Annotated in this window: 19 protein-coding genes and 5 tRNA genes; 14 read left to right on the forward strand and 10 right to left on the reverse strand. The window is 70.4% G+C overall.

The window, feature by feature from the left end; genetic code table 11:
• Positions 1 to 15: 15 nt before the first annotated feature.
• Positions 16 to 1,206 carry a S8 family peptidase gene (locus OGH68_RS26180; protein ID WP_264247436.1) on the forward strand — a complete coding sequence of 397 codons (1,191 nt, stop codon included), beginning with the start codon at positions 16 to 18 and terminating at the stop codon, positions 1,204 to 1,206.
• 128 nt (positions 1,207 to 1,334) lie between these two features.
• Here the strand turns inward: OGH68_RS26180 and OGH68_RS26185 are convergent, their stop codons facing one another.
• Together OGH68_RS26185 and OGH68_RS26190 are read right to left on the reverse strand one after the other, a co-directional pair.
• Positions 1,335 to 1,949 carry a YceI family protein gene (locus OGH68_RS26185; RefSeq protein WP_264247437.1) on the reverse strand — a complete coding sequence of 205 codons (615 nt, stop codon included), beginning with the start codon at positions 1,947 to 1,949 and terminating at the stop codon, positions 1,335 to 1,337.
• A gap of 190 nt (positions 1,950 to 2,139) precedes the next feature.
• Positions 2,140 to 3,351 carry a glycoside hydrolase family 64 protein gene (locus OGH68_RS26190; RefSeq protein WP_264250304.1) on the reverse strand — a complete coding sequence of 404 codons (1,212 nt, stop codon included), beginning with the start codon at positions 3,349 to 3,351 and terminating at the stop codon, positions 2,140 to 2,142.
• A 245-nt stretch (positions 3,352 to 3,596) separates the two neighbouring features.
• Here OGH68_RS26190 and OGH68_RS26195 point away from each other — a divergent pair, with 245 nt between their 5' ends.
• The 3 genes from OGH68_RS26195 to OGH68_RS26205 all read left to right on the forward strand — a co-directional run bounded on the left by OGH68_RS26195 (position 3,597) and on the right by OGH68_RS26205 (position 9,510).
• Positions 3,597 to 7,436, forward strand: a complete 3,840-nt coding sequence (locus OGH68_RS26195) for an endo-alpha-N-acetylgalactosaminidase family protein (RefSeq protein ID WP_264247438.1) — start codon at positions 3,597 to 3,599, stop codon at positions 7,434 to 7,436.
• 252 nt (positions 7,437 to 7,688) lie between these two features.
• Positions 7,689 to 9,272, forward strand: coding sequence for an acyl-CoA carboxylase subunit beta (locus OGH68_RS26200; protein ID WP_264247440.1), 1,584 nt, complete (start codon positions 7,689 to 7,691; stop codon positions 9,270 to 9,272).
• 28 nt (positions 9,273 to 9,300) lie between these two features.
• Positions 9,301 to 9,510 (forward strand): acyl-CoA carboxylase subunit epsilon, encoded by a 210-nt coding sequence (locus OGH68_RS26205; protein ID WP_264247441.1) that lies wholly within the window; start codon positions 9,301 to 9,303, stop codon positions 9,508 to 9,510.
• Between the two features lie 355 nt (positions 9,511 to 9,865).
• Here OGH68_RS26205 and OGH68_RS26210 read toward each other — a convergent pair whose 3' ends face one another.
• The 8 genes from OGH68_RS26210 to OGH68_RS26245 form a co-directional block, all read right to left on the reverse strand.
• Entirely contained in the window at positions 9,866 to 10,447 is a 582-nt protein-coding gene (locus OGH68_RS26210; protein ID WP_050791473.1) for a GTP-binding protein, read from the reverse strand.
• Positions 10,428 to 11,057, reverse strand: a complete 630-nt coding sequence (locus OGH68_RS26215; RefSeq protein WP_264247443.1) for a DUF742 domain-containing protein — start codon at positions 11,055 to 11,057, stop codon at positions 10,428 to 10,430. The genes OGH68_RS26210 and OGH68_RS26215 overlap by 20 nt, the downstream gene beginning before the upstream one ends.
• A 119-nt stretch (positions 11,058 to 11,176) precedes the next feature.
• Positions 11,177 to 11,590 carry a roadblock/LC7 domain-containing protein gene (locus tag OGH68_RS26220; protein ID WP_005311461.1) on the reverse strand — a complete coding sequence of 138 codons (414 nt, stop codon included), beginning with the start codon at positions 11,588 to 11,590 and terminating at the stop codon, positions 11,177 to 11,179.
• A gap of 10 nt (positions 11,591 to 11,600) precedes the next feature.
• Positions 11,601 to 14,882 carry a nitrate- and nitrite sensing domain-containing protein gene (locus tag OGH68_RS26225; protein WP_264247445.1) on the reverse strand — a complete coding sequence of 1,094 codons (3,282 nt, stop codon included), beginning with the start codon at positions 14,880 to 14,882 and terminating at the stop codon, positions 11,601 to 11,603.
• A gap of 351 nt (positions 14,883 to 15,233) precedes the next feature.
• Positions 15,234 to 15,815, reverse strand: coding sequence for a GTP-binding protein (locus OGH68_RS26230; protein ID WP_050791472.1), 582 nt, complete (start codon positions 15,813 to 15,815; stop codon positions 15,234 to 15,236).
• Positions 15,796 to 16,200 (reverse strand): DUF742 domain-containing protein, encoded by a 405-nt coding sequence (locus OGH68_RS26235; protein WP_005311458.1) that lies wholly within the window; start codon positions 16,198 to 16,200, stop codon positions 15,796 to 15,798. Before OGH68_RS26235 ends, OGH68_RS26230 begins: the two co-directional genes overlap by 20 nt.
• 137 nt (positions 16,201 to 16,337) lie before the next feature.
• Entirely contained in the window at positions 16,338 to 16,751 is a 414-nt protein-coding gene (locus OGH68_RS26240; RefSeq protein WP_005311457.1) for a roadblock/LC7 domain-containing protein, read from the reverse strand.
• A 9-nt stretch (positions 16,752 to 16,760) separates the two neighbouring features.
• Complete coding sequence (locus OGH68_RS26245; protein WP_264247447.1) at positions 16,761 to 20,492, reverse strand: sensor histidine kinase; 3,732 nt, start codon at positions 20,490 to 20,492, stop codon at positions 16,761 to 16,763.
• Positions 20,493 to 21,097: 605 nt separating this feature from the next.
• On the opposite strand from OGH68_RS26245, the gene OGH68_RS26250 reads away from it, so the two are divergent.
• From OGH68_RS26250 to OGH68_RS26295, 10 genes are all read left to right on the forward strand, one after another.
• The gene (locus OGH68_RS26250) at positions 21,098 to 21,271 is read left to right on the forward strand and encodes a hypothetical protein (protein WP_264247448.1); all 174 of its coding nucleotides are present in this window, start codon (positions 21,098 to 21,100) and stop codon (positions 21,269 to 21,271) included.
• Between the two features lie 362 nt (positions 21,272 to 21,633).
• The gene (locus OGH68_RS26255) at positions 21,634 to 22,407 is read left to right on the forward strand and encodes a fumarylacetoacetate hydrolase family protein (protein ID WP_264247449.1); all 774 of its coding nucleotides are present in this window, start codon (positions 21,634 to 21,636) and stop codon (positions 22,405 to 22,407) included.
• A complete protein-coding gene (gene gltX / locus OGH68_RS26260; protein WP_264247450.1) occupies positions 22,400 to 23,878 on the forward strand; it encodes a glutamate--tRNA ligase in 1,479 nt (492 codons plus the stop codon). Before OGH68_RS26255 ends, gltX begins: the two co-directional genes overlap by 8 nt.
• Positions 23,879 to 23,993: 115 nt before the next feature.
• Positions 23,994 to 24,677 (forward strand): DUF4241 domain-containing protein, encoded by a 684-nt coding sequence (locus OGH68_RS26265; RefSeq protein ID WP_264247452.1) that lies wholly within the window; start codon positions 23,994 to 23,996, stop codon positions 24,675 to 24,677.
• A 10-nt stretch (positions 24,678 to 24,687) separates the two neighbouring features.
• Entirely contained in the window at positions 24,688 to 25,410 is a 723-nt protein-coding gene (locus tag OGH68_RS26270; protein WP_264247453.1) for an HAD family hydrolase, read from the forward strand.
• 90 nt (positions 25,411 to 25,500) lie between these two features.
• Positions 25,501 to 25,572, forward strand: a tRNA-Gln gene (locus OGH68_RS26275).
• 21 nt (positions 25,573 to 25,593) lie between these two features.
• Positions 25,594 to 25,666: transfer RNA gene (locus tag OGH68_RS26280), tRNA-Glu, on the forward strand.
• Between the two features lie 87 nt (positions 25,667 to 25,753).
• A tRNA-Glu gene (locus OGH68_RS26285) sits at positions 25,754 to 25,826 on the forward strand.
• A 16-nt stretch (positions 25,827 to 25,842) separates the two neighbouring features.
• Positions 25,843 to 25,914: transfer RNA gene (locus tag OGH68_RS26290), tRNA-Gln, on the forward strand.
• Between the two features lie 17 nt (positions 25,915 to 25,931).
• Positions 25,932 to 26,004 (forward strand) — tRNA-Glu (locus tag OGH68_RS26295).
• Positions 26,005 to 26,027: the final 23 nt, after the last annotated feature.

Below are 26,027 nucleotides of genomic sequence, written 5' to 3' on the forward strand. Positions count from 1 at the left end.
GCTTGGGTCGGTCGTATGCACAACCGAACCAGGCTCGAAGCCGTCGCCGCCGTCGCCGTCACCACCCTGCTGGCGGCGGCCGGACCCCTGTCCGCCACGGCCCAGTCCGCCGCACCCGCTCCCGAACTCGCTCCGCTGCACCGGTCGGCGAACGCCGTTCCGGGGCGCTACATCGTGACACTCTCGGACACTGCCGACTCCGCCGCGATGACGGGCGAGGTCGGTGTCAAGGCGCTCTTCACCTACAGCTCCGCGCTGCGCGGGTTCGCCGCCGACCTGAGCGCCGAGCAGTTGCGGCAGGTCCGGCTGCTGCCCGGTGTCGTGGCCGTCGAGGAGGACGCGACCGTCAAGGCGGTCGCCGGCGCCCCGTCGTCGCTCGCCCCGGCCGCCTCCTGGGGCCTCGACCGGATCGACCAGCGGAGACTGCCGCTCGACGACGGCTTCACCGCGGGCGGCAGCGGCCAGGGGGTCAACGCGTACATCCTCGACACCGGCATCGACTACGCGCACAGCGAGTTCGGCGGCCGGGCCACCTTCGGCTACGACGCCGTAGGGGACGGGCGCAGGGGGCAGGACTGCCAGGGACACGGCACCCATGTCGCGGGCACCGTAGGAGGCAGGACGTACGGTGTGGCCACCGAGGCGTCTCTGGTGAGTGTCCGCGTGCTGGACTGCGAGGGCGGGGGCACCGCGTCGGAGGTCATCGCCGGGATGGACTGGGTGGCGGCCAACGCCGTGCAGCCGGCCGTGCTCAACGCCTCCCTCGGCGGCGGCAGGTCCATCGCCGTGAACAACGCGGCCGACGCGCTCGCCGACAGCGGCGTCCTGCCGGTCGTCGCGGCCGGCAACGAGGCGCAGAACGCCTGCAACGTCTCTCCCGCGTCCGCGGAGCGCGTGCTCACCGTCGGCGCGACGAACTCCTCCGACCAGGAGACGGACTTCTCCAACCACGGCGCCTGCCTGGGGCTCTACGCCCCGGGCGCCTCGATCGTGTCCGCGAGGCTCGGCGGCGGCAGCGTCTCGCTGAACGGCACCTCGATGGCCTCGCCGCACGTGACAGGCGTCGCCGCCCTCTACAAGTCGGAACACCCGACGGCGAACGCGACCGAGGTGGCGGGCTGGATCATCGACAAGTCGACCAAGGGGTTGGTGACCGGCATCAGCCCCGGCTCGCCCAACCGTCTGCTCTACACCGGCGGACTCTGACCCGGCGCCCCGGCCCCGCCCTGGCACGACGCACGCCGGCGGGGCCGGGCGAGTCCCGGCCCCGCCGTGGCGGTGCGTGCGGTCGGGCCGGCCTCGGGCCGGACGGTCTCCGGTCGGGCGGCCTCCGGTCAGGCGGCCGGGGCCGCGGCCTTGATCGCGGAGATGTCGAAGGTCAGCTTGACCTTGTCGCTGACCATCACGCCACCGGCCTCCAGCGCCGCGTTCCAGGTCAGGCCCCAGTCGGAGCGCAGGATCTGGGCGCCGCCCTCGAAGCCGACGCGCTCGTTGCCGTAGACGTCGGTGGCCGCGCCCTGGAACTGCAGGTCGATGCTGAGCGGACGCGTGACGTCCTTGATCGTCAGGTCGCCGGTGATCCGGTAGCGGTCGCCGCCGAGCTGCTCGGCGGCGGTGGAGCGGAACGTCATCTTCGGGAAGTTCTCCGCATCGAAGAAGTCGCCGCTGCGCAGGTGGCCGTCACGGTCCGCGATGCCCGTGTCGACGGACGCGATGGCGACATCGATGGAGGCGGAGGAGCGGGACGGGTCCGTGCCGTCGAGACGCAGGGTGCCCTCGTGCTCGCCGAAGCTGCCGCGGACGTTGGTGACCATGGCGTGCCGGACGGTGAAGCCGATGCTGCTGTGCGCCGGGTCGATCGCGTACTCGCCGGTCAGCGCCGCGAGCGCGGGGTCCACGGTGGCGACGGCGGTGGTGGTGGTGTCGTCCTTGCGGTTGAAGAGGCCCATGACTGCTCCTTGGGGGACGGGCGCCGGGGGAGTCCCCGCGCTGTTGTTCAAGCTTCAACGATTTCGACTGTAGAGGCATTCCGTTGAAGATTCAACATCTGTCGAGGTATGGCGCTCGTCACACAAAGACGTGCGGGCGTCCGGCCCCCCGGACCGGACGCCCGCACGGGCTGCTGTGGAATACGCGGGATCAGGACCCGACGCTCACCGTGAACCGCTTCGGATTTCCGTCGTGCGCCGCACCCGAGACGTCCGGCTGCCCGTCCGGGCGGACGTCGTCGTAGGGGAAGGCGTAGCCGATGGGCGCGGCGGCGTGGACGGCGCGTGCCCAGTGGTTGGTCGACGGGTCGCGGTAGTAGTCGGCCGCCGTCGCGCCGTTCGGTTGGTCGGGGTGGGTCAGCAGAGTCGTCCGGTTGAAGGCGGCCGAGATCCGCGCCAGCAGCGCCTTCTTGTCGTCCGGGTCGCCCGGGTTGTTGGAGAACGGCCCGTGGTTGCAGGTGAAGACGTCCCGCGACGACGGCTTGGTGAAGGTGTGGCCGCCCGCGAAGGTGAGGACATCGCCGCTGACCCGCCCGGCGATCACGCCCCGCCCGCCCTGGAGGTCCACCCGCAGGTCCTCGGAGCGGTACTTCTCCCAGACCCGGTCGATGTAGCCGTCGAAGGCGTCCCGGAACGGCATCTCGGCCGGGCGGTCGAAGTACGGCGCCATGACGGTCTGCGGGGAGGTCACCCGCAGCACCCGGCCGTCGCCGCCGCGCACGATCAGCTTGTCCCAGGGCTGCCCGTCCTTCGCCGCCTGGGCGGTGAGGTCGTCCGCGATCCTCTCCATGGCCCCGGCCGGCAGCGGGGCGACGGCATGGGTCGCGTCGCCGGTCAGGGTGAGCCCGATGGGCAGTGCGGTGACGAGGTCGACGTAGCTGATGTTGGCGTACAGCTGCTGCGCGTTGAAGGTGAATTCGCAGAACGACCAGGTGCGGCCGTAGTTGGGGTCGGCGGGCGTGGCGAAGGCCGGTTCGACCAGCGACGGGCCGGGGTTGACGAAGAAGTCCAGCCTGCCGTCGCGCACGAAGTACACCCGTGCTCCGAACATCCGCGGCAGCGTGAGGACCACGGGCCCCTCGCCCGCGCCCTTGAGGGGGATGGCGCAGTCGACGCCCAGCGGGGTCTGCGGCGCCGAGGGGTTGGCGGGCTTGTGGACGCTGCCGTCGGCACGCAGCAGCACCCAGTCCCCGGAGCCGTCCTCGTGGCCGGTGACATAGGCGTGGACGGTGCCCGGCAGTGACTTGTTCTCCAGTGCCAGTTCACAGGTGGCGGGCGCGGCTCCGGCGCCGGGGCTGAGAGCGCTTCCCCACGCGGGGTAGCTGAGCGCGGTCGCGGTCGCGGCGGCGCCGGTCAGGAACATACGACGGGATATCACGGGGTGAACTCCTGCTGCTGTGGGGGGGAGTCGTGGGGGACTTCCACTCTTGCGACGGGTCCGGCAGGCGTCAATAGTTATGACTGAGAGCGCTCTCAGTGTGGGGGTGTATTCACAAGTCGTCACGATTAGAGGCCACTTGGACTTACGGACGGCGGTTGTTGGACTGCCGGGCACCCCAGCCGCCGTCTTCGTTGACGCTCCGGAGAGCCGAGGGCTACCCAGTCCCCATGCCTCGTAGATTCCGAGCGGCCTGCGCGCTGGCCGCCGCCCCCTGTGCCGTCCTCGCCCTGGCCGGGCCCGCGTCTGCGGCCCCACCGGACGACGGGCCCGGCGCCGTGTCCGCCTCCGGCGCCGGGCCCGTCCTCAGCTCCGGCAGGCTCACGGTGGCCGTCGCCGACGACTTCCCCCGCGTCCTGTCGTACACCGACCGCGCGTCCGGAGCCTCGCTGCTCGGCAGTACGGTCCCGGTCACCGCGGTGACCCTCAACGGCAAGGCGTACGAGGTCCGCCTCGCGGCCGCGCCCCGCATAGAGTCGTCCGCCGCGCACTACACGCTCGTCTTCCCCGAGCTGCCCGGCGTGGCGATGGACGCCGCGCTGACCGTCTCCGGCCGTGCCGTGACCTTCAGGATCACCGCCGTGCGTGACACCGAGGCCTTCCGGGTCGGCACCATCGACATACCCGGCCACGACCTGGTGTCCGTCGGAAGCACGGACCGGGGCGCGGCCACCGCGTTCACCCGGCTGGACCCGGACTCGACGCGGACCGCCGACGTGTTCGCGGACGTCACCGACGCCACCCCCGCCGACGCCGGCCCCGTCGGCGCCTCGTACGCCATCGTCAGCACCGCCTCCCTCGCCGCCGCCGTCGAGTCCAACTCCTCCTACGACCGGCCCAGCGGCCCGACCGGCGGCGACGACGCCCGCTTCTGGCACCGGGCCCGCAAGGGAGCCGACGGTTCCACGCGCGTCGGCGTCTGGTCCGGCCAGTGGACCTACCGCGGCGACGGCGCTCCGAGGCCGGAGAGCGGCGGGAACCTGCCGTGGGCGAAGGTCGTCGTCACCCCCGACGCCAACGGTGACAAAAAGGTCGACTGGCAGGACGGCGCGGTCGCCTTCCGCACCATCGGCGTCACCGCGCCCGGCAGCGAGGACACCCCGGACCGGGTCGTCACCCACATCCCGTTCAACTTCGCCAGCCAGGCCACCCACCCCTTCCTGCGCACCCTCGACGACGTCAAGCGCATCTCGCTCGCCACCGACGGGCTCGGCCAGCTCGCCGTCCTCAAGGGCTACGGCTCCGAGGGCCACGACTCGGCCCACCCCGACTACGGCGGCAACTACAACAAGCGCGCCGGCGGGCTCGCCGACCTCAACAAGCTGCTCGAGGACGGCGAGAAGTGGGGCGCGACCTTCGGCGTGCACGTCAACGCCACCGAGTCCTACCCGGAGGCGAACGCCTTCGACGAGCAGCTCGTCGACAAGAACAAGCCGGGCTGGAACTGGCTCAACCAGAGCTACTACATCGACCAGCGCCGCGACATCAACAGCGGTGACCTCGCCCGCCGCTTCCAGCAGCTCCGAGACGAGACCCACCCGAATCTGAACTTCCTCTACATCGACGTCTACTACACCCACGGCTGGATCGCCGACAAGACGGTCCAGGCGGTCCAGGACCAGGGCTGGCACGTCGGCACCGAATGGGCCGACAAGTTCGAGCGGGCCTCGCTCTGGTCCCACTGGGCCAACGACCTCGACTACGGCGGCGCCACCAACAAGGGCCTCAACTCGCAGATCATCCGCTTCATCCGCAACGGCGAGAAGGACATCTGGAACAACCACCCGGTCCTCGGCCAGACCGCCCTCGAGGACTTCGAGGGCTGGACCGGCGAGACCGACTGGAACGCCTTCTACGACAACATCTGGCAGCGCGACCTGCCCGCCAAGTACCTCCAGCACGAGCGGATCACCCGCTGGGACGGCAACGACATCCGCTTCACGGGCGGTCTGCGCGGCACCGTCGAGGACGGCCGCCGCACCTTCTACGACGACGGCCGCAAGGTCCTCGACGGCGACCGCTACCTGCTCCCGTGGGACGGCGGCAAGAAGCGGTACCACTACAACAAGGCGGGCGGCACGACCAGTTGGGCCGTGGACGGTCCCGGCTCGTACACCGTGTACGAGCTCACCGACAACGGCCGGGTGAAGACCGGCACCGTCCGCCCGGAGGGCGGCCGGATCACGCTCACCGCGACCGCCGGACAGCCGTACGTGCTCTACCCGCAGCGTGCGCCCGAGCAGCGCGACGCCCGCTGGGGCGAGGGCGGCCCGGTCGCCGACCCCGGCTTCAACGACGCCGCCCTCGCCGGCTGGACGAAGGAGGGCACGGCCCGCCGCGACACCGACGGCCGGGGCCGCAACAGCGCAGCGCTCGGCGGTCCCGGCGCCGCGTCCCTCACCCAGCGGATCACGGGACTGGAGGCGGGGAAGCGGTACTCCGCGTCCGCGTGGATAGAGATCGAACCCGGGAAGTCCCGCCGCACCACGCTGTCCGCCGGCGGTGAGTCAGTGACCGTCGAACGCTCCACGGCGAGGAACCAGGTCGCCGCCTCCGACTGGCACAGCACCTATTTCCAGCGGGCCAAGGTCGCCTTCACCGCACCGGACGACACCGCGACACTGCGGATCGAGTCCGCGCCCGGCAGCGACGCCCGGGTACGGATCGACGATGTGCGCGTCGTCGCAGGCGCGCCCGCCACCCGGCCGGGAACGCTCGTGCACGAGGACTTCGAGGCCGTCGACCAGGGCTGGGGCCCGTTCCTGAAGGGTGACGCCGGCGGGGTGACCGACCCCCGCACCCATGTGAGCCAACTGCACGCCCCCTACACCCAGTCCGGCTGGAACGGGAAGCTGATCGACGACGTGCTCAGCGGGAAGGAGTCCCTCAAGGCCCACGACGAGAACACCGGCCTCGTGTACCGCACGGCGCCCTGGACCGTACCGATGAAGGACGGCCGCAGCTACCGGGTCGAGTACGACTACCAGTCCAGCCACGCCGGCGCCTACGAGTGGGTGACCGGCTACGACCGGGCCACCGGCGGCTCGGTCGAGACCCGGCGCACCCCGGTCGGACAGCAGAGGACCACCGGCCGCTTCTCCGAGACCGTGACCGCGGGCTGCGGCGACACCTGGACCGGACTGCGCAAGCGCGGGGACGCTCCGGACGGCGCCGACTTCGTCATGGACGCCTTCACGGTCACCGACCTCGGCCCCGCGGCGCAGCAGACCGCGTGCGGCACCCTGGCGGTCAGCGCCCCACAGACCCTCGAACCCGGCGACAGGAACGAGATCAAGGCCGTCTTCACCAACGACGAGACCACCGCGGCGGGCGACGTCCGCCTCGGCCTCAGGCTCCCCGAGGGCTGGACCGCGGAGCCGGCCGGACCGGTGTCGTTCGAGACGGTCCCGCCCGGCGCCAAGGTCACCCGAACCTGGCAGGTGACGCCTCCGGCCGACGCCGAGTACCGCACGTACTCCATCGGCGCCGCGGCCGACTACACGGTGGGCGGCTCGGCGCGCGGGCTCACCGCCGCCATCTCGGTCCGCACCCTCCCGCCGCCACCTGCCGCCGACGCCTGGGCCAGCGATCTGGACTGGACGTCCGCCGAGAACGGCTGGGGCCCGGTCGAACGCGATCTGTCCAACGGCGAGACCGGCGCCGGTGACGGCACCCCGCTGCGGATCGGGGGAATGGCGTACGAGAAGGGCCTCGGCAGCCACGCCCCCGCGAAGATCCGCTACTACCTGGGCGGGAAGTGCACGTCCTTCACCGCTCAGGTGGGTGTGGACGACGTGCAGACCTCGCGCGGCAGCGTGCGTTTCGAGGTCCGTGCCGACGGCACGCAGAAGGCCGCCTCCCCGGTGCTGCGCGCCGCCGACCCGGCCTGGTCGCTGACCGCCGACGTCACCGGCGCCGACTACGTCGAGCTGGTCGTCACCGACGGCGGGGACGGCAACGGCAACGATCACGCCGACTGGGGCGCCGCACGCTTCCACTGCGGCGGCTGACGACCCCGGGTGGGCGGCCCGGTACGGTGGGCCGCCCACCCGGATTAACCCGAGCAGCGCACAGCGCCCGGCGTGGCTGTGACGTGACTCTCGGCCGGAGAGCTTGTCGGACCTCAACAAAGGGCCACCGCGCTGAGCTGGTGGTTGGCGCTCTGGGCCCAATGGTTCTGTCCAAGTCCGACAGGAGAACGGGCGCGAGACTGTACGGAGTCAACGGCGGGGTTTCCTTGGTCGGATCCGTAGGGTCGATGCATGACCGTTTTGGACGAGACCACCAGCGAGCCGAGCGACGCACGCGGCCGGGTGGCCGAGCTGCACGAGATCCGTGAGCAGGCGCTGGGCGGACCGAGCGAGAAGGCGACCGAGGCGCAGCATGCGAAGGGCAAGCTGACGGCTCGGGAGCGGATCGCGTTGCTGGTGGACGAGGGTTCGTTCCGTGAGGTGGAGCAGTTGCGCCGGCATCGGGCGACGGGTTTCGGCCTGGAGGCGAAGAAGCCGTACACCGATGGTGTGGTGACGGGCTGGGGGACGGTCGAGGGCCGGACGGTCTTCGTGTACGCGCATGATTTCCGGATCTTCGGCGGTGCGCTGGGCGAGGCCCATGCCACGAAGATCCATAAGATCATGGACATGGCGATCGCGGCGGGTGCGCCGCTGGTGTCGCTGAACGACGGTGCGGGCGCGCGTATCCAGGAGGGTGTGTCGGCGCTGGCCGGTTACGGCGGGATCTTCCAGCGCAACACCAGGGCCTCCGGGGTCATCCCGCAGATCAGTGTGATGCTGGGTCCGTGCGCGGGCGGTGCGGCCTACAGCCCGGCCCTGACGGACTTCGTGTTCATGGTCCGTGACACCTCGCAGATGTTCATCACCGGTCCGGACGTGGTCAAGGCGGTCACGGGCGAGGAGATCACGCAGAACGGCCTGGGCGGTGCGGACGTGCACGCCGAGACCTCGGGCGTGGCGCACTTCGCCTACGACGACGAGGAGACCTGCATCGCCGAGGTCCGCTACCTCCTGTCGATGCTCCCCTCGAACAACCGGGAGAACCCGCCCACTGCCTCGTGCGACGACCCGGCCGAGCGCCGTTCGGACGTACTCCTCGACCTGGTCCCCGCCGACGGCAACCGGCCCTACGACATGGCCAAGGTGATCGAGGAGCTCGTCGACGACGGCGAGTACCTGGAGGTCCACGAACGCTGGGCCCGCAACATCATCTGCGCACTGGCCCGGCTGGACGGACAGGTCGTGGGCATCGTCGCCAACCAGCCCCAGTCCCTCGCGGGTGTGCTGGACATCGAGGCCTCCGAGAAGGCCGCCCGCTTCGTTCAGATGTGCGACGCCTTCAACATCCCGATCCTCACCCTGCTCGACGTACCCGGCTTCCTGCCCGGCGTCGACCAGGAGCACGGCGGCATCATCCGCCACGGCGCCAAACTGCTCTACGCGTACTGCAACGCCACCGTCCCCCGCATCTCGCTCATCCTGCGGAAGGCGTACGGCGGTGCCTACATCGTCATGGACTCCCAGTCCATCGGCGCGGACCTCACCTACGCCTGGCCGACGAACGAGATCGCGGTCATGGGCGCGGAGGGCGCGGCGAACGTCATCTTCCGCCGGCAGATCGCCGACGCCGAGGACCCCGAGGCGATGCGCAAGCGCATGGTCAAGGAGTACAAGGCCGAACTCATGCACCCGTACTACGCGGCGGAGCGCGGCCTCGTCGACGACGTCATCGACCCGGCCGAGACCCGCGAGGTGCTCATCCGCTCCCTCGCGATGCTGCGTACCAAGCACGCCGACCTGCCGTCCCGCAAGCACGGCAACCCCCCGCAGTGATCCTGCGACCGGACTGGAGCCCCACATCATGAGCACTCCCAGCGATCCGTCCTCACTCCTGCGCGTCGAGAAGGGTCACGCCGACCCCGAGGAGCTGGCCGCCATCACCGCGGTCCTGCTGGCCCGCGCGGCCGGCCGGCCCGACGAGACCCCGGCCCACCGCGGCCGCACCACGGCCGGCTGGCGCCGCCTGGAACGCCAGAGCGGCTTCCGCCCCTCCCACAGCTGGCAGGGCTGATCCCCCGACCCGTCAGGCCCCGCACACGACCGTGTGCGGGGCCTGACGCATGCCGCACCGGCCGCTCTGCCATCACGAGGGCGGCCGCCCCTGCTTCCACCTCCCAAGGGCCGGCGGCGCTGCCGTCCGGTTCGACGCCGTACTTGCGAAGTCGCTCCGCCTCCGGGCGCTGTCCCGTCCGTGCCCGCAGCTCCGCCATGATCCAGAGGGCCCCTCTCGTTGCGGTCATCAGCTCGCGCCGGACCCGGCCGGCCCCGCCCACGACGAAGGCCCCGTACTCCACAGGCAGGAGCACGGGGCCTTCGTCACAGGCGTTCGGCGCGCGAGCGCGGGCCGCCGGTGACCGCAGGGACGGTTACCGCAGACGCGCCATCAGTGCGTGCTCGACGAGGGTGATGAGGGCGCTCTTGGCGTCGGCGCGGTGGCGGGCGTCGGTGGTGATGATGGGGGTGTCGGGGCCGATCTGGAGTGCTTCGCGGACTTCTTCGGGGTTGTAGGGCTGGTGTCCGTCGAAGCCGTTGAGGGCGATGACGAAGGGCAGTCCGGAGTTCTCGAAGTAGTCGACGGCGGGGAAGCAGTCGGCGAGGCGGCGGGTGTCGACGAGGACGACGGCGCCGATGGCGCCGCGGACGAGGTCGTCCCACATGAACCAGAAGCGGTCCTGTCCGGGGGTGCCGAACAGGTACAGGATCAGGTCCTGGTCGAGGGTGATGCGGCCGAAGTCCATGGCGACGGTCGTCGTCGTCTTGTCGCCGGTGTGGGTGAGGTCGTCGATGCCCGCGGACGCGGAGGTCATGACGGCTTCGGTACGCAGCGGGTTGATCTCCGAGACGGCGCCGACGAACGTGGTCTTGCCCACGCCGAAGCCGCCCGCCACCACGATCTTCGCGCTGGTGGTTGAGCGGGCAGCACCGCCGCTAGAGCTTGCGAAGTCCACTGAGCACCCTTTCGAGCAGTGTCACGTCTGGCTGGCCGCCGGCGGACTCGTCGCCGCCGGGCTGATGGATGGCGACAAGTCCGGCCTCCGCCAGGTCGGCGACGAGGATCCGGGCAACGCCGAGGGGGATGGAGAGGAGGGCCGAGATCTCGGCGACCGACTTGATCTCGAAGCACAGCCGGCAGATCCGCTGGTGCTCGGGCAACTGCCCCTGCAGCCGGGACGGATCGGCCGTGGTGCTGACCAGCGCCTCGATGGCGAGCTGGTATCGCGGCCGGGTCCGGCCGCCGGTCATGGCGTACGGACGGACCAGCGGGTTGTGCCTGCCGGACCCGCCGCCCGACGCGTTGGAGGGCCCCTGTGCCCGCCGCGGCGACGTCGGCTGGTCCCTGGGTGCTCCTCCGGGGCCCTGCGGCCCCGTGGGCGTACCCGGCTGGTGCTGACCGTACGCAGGGTCGTAGGACGGCTGGTAGGGCGACTGCGGCTGCTGATAGGGCGACTGGGCGCCCTCTCTGCCCGGCGCAGGAGGAAAGTTGAAGCGGTTGTCTGTGTGCTCACCGTGCGGCTGATGACCACCCTCGTAAGGGCGCCCGCCTGGGGGTGTTGCCACGATTCCTCCTCCGACTGCCTGTCGCCGGTCCCTGTCCCTGTGGAGCCCGCGCCACCGCACCTTAACGGTGCGGTGGCGTGAAACGCACTGTCTGTCTACTGATCAAGAAGCACGAACGCTCAGTTGAGCAGGCTTCCCTGGAGCTCCGCACGCAGGTCTGGGGTGAGGACGCTGCCCGCACGGTCGACCAGGAGTGCCATCTCGTAGCCGACGAGGCCGATGTCCGCCTCGGGGTGGGCGAGGACGGCCAGCGAGGAGCCGTCGGAGATGGACATGATGAAGAGGAAGCCGCGCTCCATCTCCACGACCGTCTGGTTGACGGCGCCGCCTTCGAAGATCCGGGATGCTCCCGCGGTCAGCGAAGTCAGGCCGGAGGCCACGGCCGCCAGCTGATCGGCGCGGTCGCGCGGGAAACCTTCGGACATCGCCAGCAGGAGTCCGTCGGCGGAGACCACCACCGTGTGGGACACCCCGGGGGTGTTGTCCACGAAGTTGGTGATCAACCAGTTCAGATTCTGCGCCGCCTGGCTCATCGGGCTCACACTAACGCTCCTGGTTGTAGGTACTGCCCGGGCCGTGGCCCGGTCCGTTCGTGTCCGTTCCCGCGCTGCGTCCCTGCTGGACACCGCGCCGCAGGTTGCTCAACCTGCCGCGCACGTCCTCAGGGGCACGGGAGACCTGTGGGCCGCCCTGCGGGGTCTGCTCGGCCGTGCCCTCGATCAGGTTGGCCTTGGGCACCCGCCGGGGAAGACCGGACGAGGTGACCCCGCCCGCCTTCGGGTCCCGAAGCTTCTCCGCCCGCTGCCAGCGCTCGTCGTTGGCCGAACGCCAGGAGTCGGAGCCCGCCTCGCCGCCGAAGCCGCCCGCGTCGCTGCCGTCCGCTTCCGCGGTCTGCCCGTTCTGCCCCGTGGAGGGAGGCTGCTCGGACCCCTGCGGCCACGGCGACTGCGACTGCGACTGCTGGGCCGGCGGCGTCTGGCTGCCGCCGCGCCGGGGGAGGCCGGCATCCGTCAGCTCGTGGCTGCTGCTCGGAGACGGTCCCGGACGGTCGAAGCCTACGCGGTCCTGACCGTTCGTGGGAACGCCGGCTGAAGATTCCGCTTCGGCCCGGTAATCCGGCTGCTGCGCGTCCTCGTAGCCGCCCTGACCGGCCCACTGCGCCTGCTGGGACTGGGTGTTGTACTGGCCGTCGTACTGCGGCTCGGCGCTCTGCGGTTCCTGGTATGTGGCTTCCGCATATGCCTGGTGCGAATCCTGGCGCCCGCCGTGCTCCGGGTAGCCGCCGGCTGCCGGCCGGTACGCGTCCTCGTAGCCGCCCTGGTACTGGTCGTACCCGGACTGCTGGTTCTGCTCGTACGACGGCTGCTGGTTCTGCGCGTAGCCCTGGGCGTACTCCTGGCCGTACTCGGAGCCGTGCTCCTGCTGAGGCTCCTGGCGCTGCTCGTACGGCATCTCGTCGCGGTACAGCGGCCGCTCGCCGCCCTGTGCCTGGGCCTCCAGGGCCGCGCGGCGCTCCTCGCGCATCAGGGAGCGGCCCACGGGGTCGAGCTGGGCCGAGGAGTCCTCGGAGGGCTGCTCGTAGCGGGAGTCGTCGAAACCGAGCTCCGCCGCGGTCCGCAGCGGGGCGGACTCGTACGACTGCTGCTCCGGGATGATCTGCGAGACCGTGAAGTCGTCCTCCGGCAGCGCCTCGCCACCGCCACCGTGGGTGATGGCGTCGGGGAGCATGACCAGCGAGGTGGTGCCGGCCTGCTCGCCGGAGGGGCGCAGCTGGACACGGATGCCGTGCCGGTCGGCCAGGCGGCCGACCACGAACAGGCCCATGCGCTGGGAGACGGCGGCGTCCACGGTCGGCGGGTTGGCCAGCTTGTGGTTGATGTCCGCGAAGTCCTCGGCGGTGAGGCCGATGCCCTTGTCGTGGATCTCGACCATCACACGGCCGTCGGGCAGCCGGGTCGCGGTGACGCGGACCTTGGTCTGCGGCGAGGAGAACGTGGTGGCGTTCTCCAGCAGCTCGGCGAGCAGGTGCACGAGGTCGGTCACGGCCTGGCCGTGGATCTCGGTCTCCGGGACGCCGGTGAGCTCGATGCGCTCGTAGGACTCCACCTCGGAGGAGGCGGCGCGCAGCACGTCCACCAGCGGCACCGGCTGGTTCCAGCGGCGGCCGGGCTCCTCGCCGGCGAGGATGAGGAGGTTCTCGCCGTTGCGGCGCATACGGGTCGCCAGGTGGTCCAGCTTGAAGAGGTTCTCCAGCTGGTCCGGGTCGGCCTCGTTGTTCTCCAGGTCGGTGATCAGGGTCAGCTGGCCCTCGATCAGTGACTGGTTGCGCTGGGACAGGTTGGTGAAGATCGCGTTGACGTTGCCCCGGAGCATGGCCTGCTCGGCGGCGAGCCGGACGGCCTCGCGGTGCACCTGGTCGAAGGCGCGGGCGACCTCGCCGATCTCGTCCTGGGTGTTGATCGGGATCGGCTGCACACGGGTGTCGACCCGGCCCGGCTCGGTGCGGGACAGCTGGTCGACGAGCATCGGCAGGCGCTGCTCGGCGATCCCGAAGGCGGCGGTGCGCAGCTGGCGCATCGAGCGGCTCATCTGGCGGGCCATGAGGCCGGCCAGGATGAAGGCGGCGAGCAGGGCGATGACGACGATGAGGCCGGTGGTGATGGCGTCGGTGCGGGCGTCGTCGGAGATCTCGGCGGCCTCGGCCACGGCCCGGTCCACGAGGTCGTTCTCGATCTCCGTGTAGCCGTCGAACTTGGCGGTGGCGGCGCCCATCCACGTCTCGGGCGTGACGTCCTGCGTCTTCAGCTTGTCCGGGCTGGTGCCGGAGCCGATCGCGGTCGCCATGCCGGTGAAGACCGAGCCGTCGGGGCCCTTCGGCGGGTCGAGGCCGGCGGCCGCCAGGCGCTTGCCGCCCTCGGTGGCCTTGGCCGTCATGATTTCCTTGAGCCGCGCGGTGTCGGCCTCCGTACCGCCGGAGACGTACTCGCCGATCGCGATCTGCTCGAGGTAGTTGTACGAGTTGAAGGCGATCGTCTGCTTCTCGAGGACGTTCTCGTCCTTGCTCGGCCGCAGCAGCAGGTGCATACCGATCGAGCGCTGCAGCGACGCGGCGGCCTTGGCGAGCTGGACCGCGTAGACGGTACGGCCGTAGCTGGTGACGTTGCCGGTGCCGAGGCCGAGCTCGTTGGCGAACTCCATCAGCACGTGCTGGATCTTGACGTAGCCTTCTTCGGTCTGCACCGGGTCGAGGGCCTTGGTGTAGGCCGCCTTGCGCAGATCGTCGAGCTTCGGCTCCTCCTGCCGGAACAGCTGGAGACGGCGCTCGAGACCCTGCCCGTCGGGCATGTTCTCGACGGCCTCGTCGAACTTGACCGCGGCCGCGTCGGTGGTCTCGTACGCCTCGGTGACGACCGACACCTGGCGGGCGTCCTCGCTGGTGGCCAGCAGCAGGGGCTGTGCGGTCAGGTCACGCTCGTTGAGGAGGGCCTGGCCGTACTCGGAGGCGGCGCGAACGATCAGCGCCGTCTTCTCCGCGTCCTGCGCCTCGCTCCAGGTGTCGATCGACTGCTTGACCTGGAAGCCGCCCATCATCAGGCCGACGAGCACGGGTATCAGCAGGATCGCGTTCAGCCGGGTGGGCACCCGCCAGTTGCGTGGGGACAGGCGGCTGGAACCGCCGCCGGAACCGCCGCTGAAACCGCCGACGGCCGGGGAAGTGCCGGAAGCTCCCGCCGCATCCACAGGCGACGCCGCGGTGCGCGACGGCGGCGGGGTGAAGTTGCCCCGTTCCTGCTGCTCTGCGGAGCTCGTCTTGCTTCGCCTCACTCGACCAACAACCTCTCGGCGTCGGCACCTACGCTGTGCCGTGTTTCGTTCAGAGCCGTACTACTCGGCAGTTCGAGGAATTCCAGCACGTCGAGCGGCTCCATTCCAAACACTCGGAATCAGGGATTCCGAGTGGCTCACGCCCCACATAAAACGGGCATAAAGAACGAGCCCCGTCAAAAGGCGAGGCTCATGTGAGCACAGTGGTACCGCGCGTGTGCGCCGGGTGTCCGCTGCGCTGGAATTCTCTGTCGAAATGTTATGAACACGGAGGCGGGCCGTGTCAAAAGACACAGCCCGCTCCGGCGTCAACTACGACAACTACCGTATTGCGCTGTCTACTTGGCCAATCTACTTGAGCCGGGCCATCAGTGCGTGCTCGACGAGGGTGATGAGGGCGCTCTTGGCGTCGGCGCGGTGGCGGGCGTCGGTGGTGATGATGGGGGTGTCGGGGCCGATCTGGAGTGCTTCGCGGACTTCTTCGGGGTTGTAGGGCTGGTGTCCGTCGAAGCCGTTGAGGGCGATGACGAAGGGCAGTCCGGAGTTCTCGAAGTAGTCGACGGCGGGGAAGCAGTCGGCGAGGCGGCGGGTGTCGACGAGGACGACGGCGCCGATGGCGCCGCGGACGAGGTCGTCCCACATGAACCAGAAGCGGTCCTGTCCGGGGGTGCCGAACAGGTACAGGATCAGGTCCTGGTCGAGGGTGATGCGGCCGAAGTCCATGGCGACGGTCGTCGTCGTCTTGTCCCCGGTGTGCGTGAGGTCGTCGATGCCCGCGGACGCGGAGGTCATGACGGCCTCGGTGCGCAGCGGGTTGATCTCCGAGACGGCGCCGACGAACGTGGTCTTGCCCACGCCGAAGCCGCCCGCCACCACGATCTTCGCGGAGGTCGTCGACCGGGCCGAACCGCCGCTAGAGCTTCCGAAGTCCACTGAGCACCCTTTCGAGCAGTGTCACATCCGGCGTGCCGCCGGCCTCTCCGTTGCCCGGCTGGTGAATGGCCACCATGCCGGCCTCTGCCAGGTCGGCGACGAGGATCCGCGCGACACCGAGCGGCATCGACAGCAGCGCCGAGATCTCGGCGACCGACTTGACCTCCCGGCACAGATGGCAGATCCGCTGGTGCTCGGGAAGCAACCCGGCGAGCAGAGCCGGGTCGGCCGTGGTGCTGACCAGCGCCTCGATGGCGAGCTGATAGCGCGGCCGGGTCCGGCCGCCGGTCATGGCGTACGGACGTACCAGCGGCTGGTCGCCCTCGTCCCCGTACGCGTCTACCGACGTGCCGTACGGATCGTGAGAGGCGGGTGGCGGGGTCATGAATCCTCCGGGCGTGACAGCAAGTGGTCGGCTGTGCCGTCTGGCTGGGCCGGTGGGGGGCCGTTGGCGGCCGTGCAGGGACGGTGCAGTGGCGTACGGGCGAGCCGGTGCGTGGGGTACGTCTCGCCGCTCGAGGATCAGTGCAGAAGGCTCCCCTGGAGCTCGGCGCGCAGGTCCGGAGTGAGGACGCTGCCCGCACGGTCGACCAGCAGTGCCATCTCGTAGCCGACGAGGCCGATGTCGCAGTCGGGGTGCGCGAGCACGGCCAGCGAGGACCCGTCGGAGACGGACATCAGGAACAGGAATCCGCGTTCCATCTCGACAACGGTCTGGCTCACCGGACCGCCCTCGAAGATCCGGGACGCCCCCGCGGTCAGCGAGGTCAGGCCGGAGGCCACGGCCGCCAGCTGATCGGCGCGGTCGCGCGGGAAACCTTCGGACATCGCCAGCAGAAGACCGTCGGCGGAGACCACCACCGTGTGCGACACCCCGGGGGTGTTGTCCACGAAGTTGGTGATCAACCAGTTCAGATTCTGCGCCGCCTGGCTCATCGGGCTCAACTAACGCTCCTGCTGGTGAGAGGGGCCGAGGTCGAAGCTTCCGGTCGTCGAGCTGTTCTGCTGACGGCCTTGCTGGATGCCCCGGCGGAGATTGGTCAGCCGGCCGCGCACGTCGTCGGGCGCGCGCGAAACCTGCGGACCGGCCTGGTGGTTCTGCTCCTGAGCGGTTCCCGCCACAAGGTTGGCGCGGGGGACCCGCCGGGGCAGGCCGGAGGTGGTGACGCCGCCGGCCGCGGGCTTTCTGACCCGCTCGGCCTGACGTACCAACTCGTCGTTGGGCGAGGAGCGCCAGGCACCGCTCGCGTGGGACGCGCCCGCCGGGGTCACCGGGTTCGGCGCGGGGTTGCGCTGCGGCATCGGCTGAGCGGGACGCTCGGCAGGCGCCGGCGCCTGCTCGGCGGACCGGTCGCCGCCGTGCGCACCGCGGAACCAGTTGGTCTCCAGAGTGTCGTACAGCGGGGTACGGCCGTCACCCGGGCCGGCCGGCGGCAGTGCTTCCGGCTGCTGCGGAGCGGGCAGCCCGGCCACCGGCTGACGCGGCGGCGCGAAGCCCGACTCGTCCCGCCGCTGCGGAGCGGGCGGCTGCGGCGCCCCGAGGTCCGGCCGGGCGAACCGGTCCGTGGAAGCCGGGTCCTGCGCGTCCGGACGGCCGTACTGACCGGCGCCGGACGGGTTCGGCGCTCCGAACACGTCGGGGCGTACGAACTGCTCCTGCGCGGCCGGGCGGTCGGCCCGCGGCGGACCGGCGTTGAAGTCGGGACGCGCGAACTCGGCCGTCGAACCGGGGCCGCGGTTGCTGTCGTGGTCCTCGTGACCGCGCGGCGTGTCCGCGGACGGACGCTGCGGCTGCGACGCCTGGTCGCTGCCCCAGCTGGTGGCCTGCGGGCGCTGCGGCCGCGGCGGAACGGGCTTGTCGCGCCGCGGGGCGAGCGGGCCACCGGGCAGCTCCGCGCGGGTGCCACCGGCCGCCGGCAGCTGCCGGTCCCGGTCGCCGCCTGCGGGCCCGGCAGCCTGGAAGCCGTTCTGCGGAGCCTCGTTACGGACCGGGGCGCCCTGCGCGGGGCCGGAGCCGAAGGGATCGCCCTGGCGGGCACCGTCCTGCATGGAGCCCTGCCGGCCGGTGCCCTGGCCGTACTGGCCCTGACCCTGGCCGTACTGGCCCGAGCCCTGGCCCTGGCTGTGCCGGTCCTGGCCGTACTGGCCCGGTCCCTGCTGGCCCTGCCTCTGCTGGTTCTGACTCTGCTGGCCCTGGCCGTGCTGGGCCTGGACGGGACGTCCGGAGCCGTCGCGGGCGGGCAGCGCGACACGAGGCGCCGCACCGGCACCCACCTGACCGCGCGCCGTACCGGCACCGAGCAGGCCACCGGGCGCGTTGCCCGCGCCCGAGGGGGCGCCACCGGGCCGGCCGCCGTTGCCGTTGCCACCATCGGGACCCGATCGGCCGGCGCCGCCGGGCCGGCCGGGCAGACCGGCCGGAGCACCGCCGTCGGCCGGCGCAACGGCGCCCTGGCCGCCCGCACCGGGCTTCGACGGGGCCTTCTTGCCGCCCTGGGCGACGTCCACGGGCAGCATGACCAGCGCGGTCGTGCCGCCGGAGTCGGACGGACGCAGCTGGATACGGATGCCGTGGCGCAGCGACAGCCGGCCGACCACGAACAGACCCATGCGGCGCGAGACCGAGACGTCCACGGTGGGCGGCGACGCCAGCCGCTCGTTGATCGCGGCCAGGTCCTCGGGGGAGAGGCCGATGCCGGTGTCATGGATCTCGACGAGGACGCGGCCGTCGGGCAGCGCGTGACCGGTGACCTTGACCTTGGTCTGCGGGGAGGAGAACGAGGTCGCGTTCTCCAGCAGCTCCGCGAGCAGGTGCACGAGGTCGTTGACGACGCGGCCCGCGACCTCGGTGGCGGGCACGGAGGCCAGTTCGATGCGCTCGTACTGCTCCACCTCGGAGGCGGCGGCACGAAGCACGTCGACCAGCGGCACGGGGCGGGTCCAGCGGCGGCCCGGCTCCTCACCGGCGAGGACGAGGAGGTTCTCGCCGTTCCGGCGCATACGGGTCGCGAGGTGGTCCAGCTTGAACAGCGAGGACAGCTGGTCCGGGTCCGCCTCACGCGACTCCAGCTCCGAGATGAGCGAGAGCTGACGCTGGATAAGACCCTGGCTGCGGCGCGAGAGGTTGGTGAACATCGCGTTGACGTTGCCTCGCAGCAGCGCCTGCTCCGCGGCGAGGCGGACCGCCTCGCGGTGCACGTCGTCGAAGGCCGCGGCCACCTTGCCGATCTCGTCGCGGGAGTGGACACCGACGGACTCGACGGAGGTGTCGACGTCCTGCGGGTCGGACTCCGAGAGCTGCTTGACCAGCTCGGGCAGTCGGTCCTGGGCGACCTTGGTCGCCGTGTCCTGCAGCCGGCGCAGCGAGCGGATCATGGAGCGGGCCACGACGAAGGCGCCGACGAGGGACACACCGAGGACGATGAGGATCAGCGCACCGTTGATGATCGCGTCGCGCTGGGACGCCTCGCGCAGATTGCGGGCCTCGGCCTCCATCTGGCCGAGCAGCGTCTGCTCGATGGTCTTCATCGCGTTGATGCGGACCGAGTAGTCGTCGGTCCAGTCCAGGTGGGACCGCTCGTCCAGTTCCTTGAGAGCGCCCTGTGTGCTCAGCACCCGCTTGGCGTATTGCTCGGCCGCGGTGATCGTCGGGTTCTCGTTCTCCAGCGGAGCCATCAGCTCCTGGGAGTCACCGCCGATGGACTCGTAGATCGACCCGAAGCTCTTGAGCTCCGTCTCACCGTTCTCGAGGGCCGCCTGTCCGTAGAGGCGGTCGTTCTCGGTGAGTCCGGGGACGTCCTTGGTGTCGCCGCCGGGGAGGGCCGCCGCGATCACCGCACGCTGGATGGACGCGTACTCCTTGGCGGACGAGAAGGCCGCGAGGGCGCGGGTCCGCTTGATCATCTCCGGGTTGCTGGTCGCCTGCGCCATGTCCGCGGAGAGGCTCAGCAGCGACTCGATCAGCCGGCTGTAGCTCTCGATGGTCTGCGACTTGGGGATCTTCCCCTTGTAGGCGTTGGTCCGGATGTTCTTGAGGTTGTTGACCTGGACCGCGATCTGGTTGGCGTTGGCCCGGATGGACTCCAGCGCCTCGTCGTCGTCCTTGTTCGGGATCGAGCGCGTGGCGTCGAGGAACGCCTTGCGGGCGCGGTCGGTCTGGGTACGCGGGCCGGAGACCTTGAAGTCGGTGTCGACGGCGCCGTTGACCAGCGGACCGGCGGACAGGTCGCGCTCCTGCTGGAGCGCGTGCGCCAGCTCGGTCGCTTCCGTCGTCATCTTGGTGAGCAGCTGCATGTGATCCAGCTGCTTCATGTCGTCCATGGACTCGTTGATACGGAGTCCGCCCAGCGTGGTCGCCGCGACGACCGGCAGGGTGAGCAGCGACACCAGACGCGTGCTGATGCGCCAGTTGCGCAGCGCTATTCGCGATCCGGTGTCCGTGGGGCCCTTCAGCGGGGCGGGGGAGCCCGCCGCGTCGCCGGGGGGTGTCTTGGCACCGGAAGCCTTGCCGCCGGGCGTCCTGGCACCGGCGCGGCCTGAGCGCTCGCCGCCGTCACCGGACGCCGTCGGTCCCTGGTTGTGGGTGTGCTGGGGTGAGGAGCCGCGGTCGGTTCCACCGCGCGGCTCCTGCTCAGATGCGGCTTCCCCTTGGCCCTGGTGGGCCTGGGGACGCCCCATGCCATCCCTCTTGAAACGTCCCTGCACTAGCGTCGCAACCTCTGGACCAGGCGTCCCTCCGCTTGTACGGCGGGACGGTGTCGGCGTCGTGGGGCATGGATCGAGCCCCATGGTGGTCGTGATTGACCGGCGCTGCTCCCCCCTTCCCGCCGCAACTCGGCGCTGCGTTGCGCCCATGCGCGCCGGCCTTGAACCCGCGGCGGTCCGTGGAATTCCAGCACAGTGCAGGATCTCCAACAAGGGCCCCGTACCGGGCTGTGACCTGTATGACACCGTGTAAGCAACAGGTCACAAGTCGTAGAAGCCGTTCTCGGAGGAAACGGACTTTACGCTATGAGTCGCGTAGGGGTGGGGGGTGTCCCAGTCGCGATGATCAGGAGCGGAATGGTCGCTTCAGGGGCTTAATGTCCGATTCCGGATCGAGGGTCGACGGTCCGGTTTGCCGGAATTGCCTGTCCGCTCGTGAGCAAACTCACACGATGATCGTTGAGTCTTCCTGGCTTTCGACGGGAATTCGCTGTTTAGCCTGACGCTTTACAAGGATCGGCACCCCGTCAACCGCGCTGCTCCGCAGCGCCGCACCCCGACAAGGTCAGACACCACACATGAAGACGACGACGATGTTCCGCAACATAGCCAACCCCCGGCGCACCACCCTCGCCCACCTCAAGGACGCGGAAGAACTCCAGACGCCGGAGCAGCCGGAGCACGCGCTCGATCTTCCCACCCAGACCGCCAACCCGCGCCGCACGATCCTCATGGACGCGCCGGCTTCTTAGGGGCTCGGTTCGCCTCCGGGGCGCTCTGTGCGTGTGCCGACGGTCGATCGTGCTCGGTCCCTCGTTCCTCGGGACCTCCGCGTGTTCTCCCTTTCGGCACCCGCGGGCCCCTTCGGCTCACTCGCCCACGGCGCCGGCCCGGTCGTGAGCGCGGCCCACGGGCACAGTCCGGACGTGTCTCGGCGCTCTGGGGCGGGTCCGGTCGTAGCCGTGGCCGACGGGGCCGTCCGGCGGGTGGACCCGCCGCGGGAGCCCACCGGGCCGACCCGGCGGTAATGGGGACGAAGGGCGACCCCTCACCGCGTTAGCCTGGAGCGTCAGTCTCCGGCCAGCGACCAAGTAGTGAGGGGCGACAGCATCCCGTGCGCATCGCCAGGTTCTCCATCGACGGCAATGTCGCCTTCGGCGCGGTCGAGGACGGGCCCGACGGCCTCGTCCTCGACATCATCAAGGGCATTCCGTACGCCGACTTCGAGCTCTCCGGCACCAAGGTCCCGCTGAGCAAGGTCCGGCTGCTGCCGCCCGTGCTTCCCAACAAGGTCGTGGCCATCGGCCGCAACTACGCGGAACACGCGGCGGAGCTCGGCAACGAGGTCCCCGACGTACCCGTCGCGTTCTTCAAGCCCACCACCTCGGTGATCGGCTCCGGCGACGCCATCGAGTACCCCTCGTTCTCCAACGAGCTGCACCACGAGGCCGAGCTCGCCGTCGTCATCGGCCGCATGTGCCGCGAGGTCCCGCGCGAGCGCGTCAAGGACGTGATCCTCGGCTACACCTGCGCCAACGACGTCACCGCACGCGACGTGCAGAAGCGCGAGAAGCAGTGGGCCAGGGCCAAGGGCTTCGACACGTCGTGCCCGCTCGGCCCCTGGGTGGAGACCGACCTCGACCCCGCCGACGTGACCATCCAGTGCACGGTCAACGGCGAACAGCGCCAACTGGGGCGCACCAGCGAGATGGTCCGGTCCGTCGAGGACCTGATCGTGCACATCACCGAGGCCATGACGCTGCTCCCGGGCGACGTCGTCCTCACGGGCACCCCCGCGGGGGTCGGCCCGATCAACGTCGGCGACGAGGTCGCCGTCACCATCGAAGGTATCGGCACTCTCACCAACAAGGTGATCAAGCGTGGCTAACGACGGCTCCGTCCGCGTACGTTTCTGTCCCTCCCCGACCGGCAACCCCCACGTGGGCCTGGTCCGCACGGCGCTGTTCAACTGGGCCTACGCCCGGCACACCGGCGGCACCATGGTCTTCCGCATCGAGGACACCGACGCGGCCCGCGACTCGGAGGAGTCGTACGAGCAGCTGCTCGACTCGCTGCGCTGGCTCGGACTCGACTGGGACGAGGGCCCCGAGGTCGGCGGCCCGCACGGCCCCTACCGCCAGTCGCAGCGGATGGACATCTACCAGGACGTCGCGAAGAAGCTCCTCGCCGCCGGCCACGCCTACCACTGCTACTGCACCGCCCTCGAGCTCGAGGCCCGCCGCGACGCCGCCCGCGCCGCCGGCAAGCCCTCCGGCTACGACGGCAAGTGCCGCACGCTGACCGCCGAGGAGCGGGCCGCGTACGACGCCGAGGGCCGCGAGTCGATCGTCCGCTTCAAGATGCCCGAGGAGCCGATCACCTTCACCGACCTGGTGCGCGGCGAGCTGACCTTCACCCCGGACAACGTCCCGGACTACGGCATCGTCCGCGCCAACGGCGCCCCGCTGTACACGCTGGTCAACCCGGTCGACGACGCGCTGATGGAGATCACCCACGTCCTGCGCGGCGAGGACCTGCTCTCCTCCACCCCCCGCCAGATCGCGCTCTACAAGGCGCTGATCGAGCTGGGCGTCGCCAAGGAGATCCCCTCCTTCGGCCACCTGCCGTACGTCATGGGCGAGGGCAACAAGAAGCTCTCCAAGCGCGACCCGCAGGCGTCGCTCAACCTCTACCGGGAGCGCGGCTTCCTCCCCGAGGGTCTGCTGAACTACCTGTCCCTGCTCGGCTGGTCCTTCTCCGCCGACCAGGACATCTTCACCATCCCCGAGATGGTGGCGAAGTTCGACCTCGCGGACGTCAACGCCAACCCGGCGCGCTTCGACCTGAAGAAGGCCGAGGCGATCAACGCCGACCACATCCGCATGCTCGACGTGAAGGCGTTCACCGAGGCGTGCGAGCCGTGGCTCCGGGCGCCGCACGCCAACTGGGCGCCGGAGAACTTCGACCGCGCCGCGTGGGAGGCCATCGCCCCGCACGCCCAGACGCGCCTGACGGTCCTCTCCGACATCACGCAGAACGTCGACTTCCTCTTCCTGGACGAGCCGGTCGAGGACGAGGCGTCCTGGACCAAGGCCATGAAGGGCGACCCGGTGGCCCTGCTCACCACCGCCCGCGCCAGGCTCGAGGCCGCGGACTGGAGCAGCCCCGAGTCCCTCAAGGAGGCCGTCCTGGCCGCCGGTGAGGAGCACGGCCTGAAGCTCGGCAAGGCCCAGGCCCCGGTCCGCGTCGCGGTCACCGGCCGCACGGTCGGCCTGCCGCTCTTCGAGTCGCTGGAGATCCTGGGCAAGGAGAAGACCCTGGCCCGCATCGACGCGGCCCTGGCGAAGCTCGCCGCGTAATCCCGCACATCCCTCAGGGGCGGTGGCCGGACAGGCTGCCGCCCCTGAGGCTTGTCCATGCCTGGGGCTAGTGTTCGCGGTGATCCCGAACGACACGGCTCCCTGGGGGACCTCCATGCCCATGCGCGCGCCCGACTTCTCCTGGCACTTCACACCGGGCAACCGGTTCGAGGAGGAGAGCGGGCACATCGGCACCATGTCCCTGGTCACCGGCGGTGAACTGTGGCTGCCCACGGGCAGGGTCGTGGCGTGCGACCCCTTCGTCGCGCTCGGCACCGGTGAGTCCGAGCCGTTCACCGCGGGCGTCGCACCCGGCCGGTATCACGTCGAGTGCGCCGTCGCCACGATCACCGAGCCCGACGAGCAGCTCGCCGACGACGAGCCGCCGCATCTGCGGATCGCCGCCGCCCGCCTGGTGATCAAGGACAGCACGCCGGTCAGCTGGGAGATCGCCCACCAGGCCGGCCAGGACCCGGCGGAGCTGGCCGACGACGAGTTCTTCGCGTACGGGGTCGACGCCGGCACCGGCTGCTTCTACGACGCCGCGTGCGACGAGTCCTTCCCGGACTGCGTGGGCGACGAGGGCCCCCTGTGGGACGCCTTCGACGCGGGCGGTGACTCCTACCTCGGCCCGCACACGATCACCGCCCCCGCCACGGGCCACCAGCTGGTCGCCTTCATGTCCGGCTGGGGCGACGGCGCCTACCCGACCTGGATCGGCCGCGACGCCGACGGCGACGTCGCCTGCTTCGTGACCGACTTCTTCGTCGTCCCCTCGGAGGAGGACCGCGCCGCGTAACCTCGGCGGCATGCCGATCCGCGCCGTGCTCTGGGACATCGACGACACGATCTTCGACTACGCGAGCGCCGACCGGATAGGCATGAGCAAGCACCTGGAGAGCGAGGGCCTGCCCGCCGGTTACGGAACCGTCGAGGAGGCCCTCGTCGCGTGGAAGCGGATCACCGACGTCCACTGGGCCCGGGTCGCCGACGGGCTCACCGACTTCCAGGGGCAGCGGCGCGACCGGGTGCGGGAGTTCCTCGACAGACCCGGCATGAGCGACGCCGAGGCGGACGAGTGGTTCGGGCGGCACGTGGTGCACTACGAGACGGCGTGGGCGCTCTTCCCCGACGCCGTGCCCGTCCTGGACCTCCTCGCGGATGACTATCGTCACGGCATCCTGTCCAATTCGAGCCTCCACAACCAGGAGCGGAAGCTGCGCACGCTCGGCGTGCGGGACCGTTTCGAGACGGTCGTGTGCGCCGTCGAGATCGGGATCTCGAAGCCGGAGGCAGGCGCCTTCCTGGCCGCCTGCGAGGCCATGGGACTGGCTCCCGCCGAGGTCGCGTACGTGGGGGACCAGCCGGACATCGACGCCCGCGGCGCCGTGGAGGCGGGGCTCGCCGGTATCTGGCTCGATCGCGGCGGGCTCGGCGGGCGCCCCGAGCTCGTCAGGATCACCGGGCTCGACGAGCTGCCCGCGCTGCTGCGCGGTGATACCCGTTTTGGAGCGCCGTCGACCTTCGGGTAATGTTCTTCCTGCGCCAAGGAGAGCGGGCCGAAAGCCCGGGAGCCGGAAGCGCAGACCGAACAAGACCCCCGCTCGGGGGTTGAGTTTTGGTGGCCTATGGTGTAATTGGCAGCACGACTGATTCTGGTTCAGTTAGTCTAGGTTCGAGTCCTGGTAGGCCAGCTCGCAGAGCTTATCTGCAAAGCCCCCGTTGTGTAGCGGCCTAGCACGCTGCCCTCTCAAGGCAGTAGCGCCGGTTCGAATCCGGTCGGGGGTACAGATCCATCCCGCGTGATCATCCGGGTCGCACCCGATGCGTCGCACGGTGACAACACCCGGCTGTCGCCGGGTGAGGATCGCTAGGGCCCCCGTTGTGTAGCGGCCTAGCACGCCGCCCTCTCAAGGCGGTAGCGCCGGTTCGAATCCGGTCGGGGGTACTGGTCTAAACCACCATGGGCTATGGTGTAATTGGCAGCACGAGTGATTCTGGTTCATTTAGTCTAGGTTCGAGTCCTGGTAGCCCAGCGCGTCGCAGGATGCACGCCCCCGTTGTGTAGCGGCCTAGCACGCCGCCCTCTCAAGGCGGTAGCGCCGGTTCGAATCCGGTCGGGGGTACGTGAACAGCAGGCCCTCCCCGT

The sequence above is a fragment of the Streptomyces peucetius genome, from assembly GCF_025854275.1.
Classification (GTDB): domain Bacteria; phylum Actinomycetota; class Actinomycetes; order Streptomycetales; family Streptomycetaceae; genus Streptomyces; species Streptomyces peucetius_A.